This window comes from Sphingomonas psychrolutea, assembly GCF_014636175.1.
In the GTDB taxonomy this organism is placed as follows: Bacteria; Pseudomonadota; Alphaproteobacteria; order Sphingomonadales; family Sphingomonadaceae; genus Sphingomonas; species Sphingomonas psychrolutea.
Genome location: NZ_BMDW01000050.1, coordinates 1 through 1,896, shown reverse-complemented (window position 1 = coordinate 1,896; position 1,896 = coordinate 1). Strand labels below are relative to the sequence as shown.

At 57.8% G+C, this 1,896-nt stretch carries 5 protein-coding genes; 1 reads left to right on the top strand and 4 read right to left on the bottom strand.

Annotation, left to right across the window (positions count from 1 at the left end):
* Together IEV62_RS18080 and IEV62_RS18075 are read right to left on the bottom strand one after the other, a co-directional pair.
* Nucleotides 1-340: hypothetical protein (locus tag IEV62_RS18080; protein ID WP_188449984.1), on the bottom strand; the 340-nt coding region annotated here is incomplete at its 3' end.
* Nucleotides 341-440: 100 nt separating this feature from the next.
* Nucleotides 441-713 carry a hypothetical protein gene (locus IEV62_RS18075; RefSeq protein ID WP_188449981.1) on the bottom strand — a complete coding sequence of 91 codons (273 nt, stop codon included), beginning with the start codon at nt 711-713 and terminating at the stop codon, nt 441-443.
* 124 nt (nt 714-837) lie between these two features.
* Here IEV62_RS18075 and IEV62_RS18070 point away from each other — a divergent pair, with 124 nt between their 5' ends.
* On the top strand, nt 838-990 hold the full coding sequence (locus tag IEV62_RS18070) for a hypothetical protein (RefSeq protein ID WP_188449979.1): 153 nt from the start codon (nt 838-840) through the stop codon (nt 988-990).
* Here the strand turns inward: IEV62_RS18070 and IEV62_RS18065 are convergent.
* The gene (locus IEV62_RS18065) at nt 959-1,552 is read right to left on the bottom strand and encodes a recombinase family protein (protein ID WP_188449977.1); all 594 of its coding nucleotides are present in this window, start codon (nt 1,550-1,552) and stop codon (nt 959-961) included. The two genes, IEV62_RS18070 and IEV62_RS18065, sit on opposite strands and share 32 nt — an antisense overlap.
* A 38-nt stretch (nt 1,553-1,590) precedes the next feature.
* A complete protein-coding gene (locus tag IEV62_RS18060; RefSeq protein WP_188449975.1) occupies nt 1,591-1,803 on the bottom strand; it encodes a hypothetical protein in 213 nt (70 codons plus the stop codon).
* Nucleotides 1,804-1,896: the final 93 nt, after the last annotated feature.

Below are 1,896 nucleotides of genomic sequence, written 5' to 3'. Positions count from 1 at the left end.
TGGTGCCCGGAAGAGGAGCGAGCGCGTTCTTCTGGCCGAGTTCCTTGGGTGAGGTGGGATTAAGTCCTGCTTTTTCAGTGATGGGTGGTTCGAGTCCCGGAAGAGGCATCACATCATGACGGGTATTGGATGCCCCGTGAGGAGCGAGAGGGGCCGCATTTTTACCATTGAGGAGAGCCTTCAGTAACGCCTGCTTTTCGCCGATCGAGCGTGATTCGAGGCTGGCTATTACGGTCTCGATCGAGAGTTGTTCATCACGATCGGCAGGAGCATTTTCGAACGATTCCTCAACCCCTGTTGATCGTGCTGGGATGCTGGTCGCATCGTCGGTCATCATCATCTCCGGGAGCATGGGGTGAAGGCGTCGAGCCTTTGGGCGATGCTGGGTCGATGATCGGCTCGACCGTGGGCATGAAGCTGCTCGATCATGTTCGAGATCATCAATGCCGTCGTGGGAACTCGATCACATTGCCACGGTCGAGGAAGGCGTCGATCCCCTCCTCGGCAAGTGCCAGTTCGAACGCCTGAAGGGCTTCCTCGTCGGTATCGAAGAGAGCATCCCAGACCGTTGACGTCTTGGCTTCGTTGACCACTTCCAGCGCCCATTTGGGATCGTGTTCCAGTCGGTAGATCAGAACCTCGACGCTCGCGCCCTGCACAGTGACGGTGCGCGATAATCCAGAGTGGATGATGTTGGGGTCACGATCCTGCACGCTCGGCTCCATCTCGATTGCGGTGTCGATTATAGCTGGTGATTATCGGGCGGTCATGCGGCTTGGACCATCATCTTGAAGAGCATGCAGGGAGGCTTCTTCCGCGTCCCGCGAGCCCGTTTCGATGCTGTTGGTCATGATGATTTCCTACAGTTGTTCGAGCGTGATCCCGACTGTCATGGCGTTGGTCGGCGCGACGATCTCGGTGACGATGTTCGGCGCGACCGCCATGATGACGCTGGCGGCTATGCTGCTTGGGCCAACATCTTGGTTTTGATCCTGTGGACCGTGGCGACGCCGATCTTGAGATGCTTAGCCGTGGCGTTGATGCTGGTGCCTTCGGCCAAGAGCTTGCGGGCACGACGGTTTTGGTCAGCGTCGAGCGACGGTCGGCCCGATCGTTTGGTTGATCGTGCCAGTCCAGCCATGATCCTTTCGCGCAAAATGGATTTTTCGAACTCACTGAAGACGCTGAGCATGGCGAACATCGCGCGGCCAGCGGGTGTCGAGGAGTCGAGGCCTTGGGTGTGAACGTAAAGATCGACGCCGCGATCATTGATCTCGCCGAGGAAGGCGACGAGGTGTTGGAGCGAACGACCAAGGCGATCGACGGACCAGCAAGCGATGAGGTCGATCTCTTTCCTCGCCACCATGGTCATGAGCCGATCATATGCGGGACGCTTATCCCGACCCTTGGCTCCCGAGATACCTTCATCGGCCAACCGCTCGACGATGATCCAGCCCATGCGCTCGGCGACGGCATCGAGTTCACGAAGCTGGTTCGCGATCGTCTGAGTGTCAGTGCTCACCCTTGTGTAGATCGCGACCCTCTTGCTCATGGTTGGATTATACCATGGCGGGCATCCAAGTAGTTCATTTAGTTTGATAAATCGTGGTCGCTTGGTGGTTCCTCACCGAGGTAGCAATGCTCGGCCGCACGAACGCAGACCGCATTCTTGGCTTTTCTCGACTGCCCGTTGGCCGCGAGGACGAGACCATCGAGCAGCCGTTCGATCTCAGCGACGATCTCCCCTTCGAAGCAGGCGATTAAATCGGGTCCGTCGCGCGGGCCGCCCGATACCCGTTCCAAATCCATTCCATTGCGGAATCGCCACTATGGGCCAACATTATCGGCGGAAAACCGTGGGTTCGAGACGGTGATTTCCGACAGGGTTTTGGAATG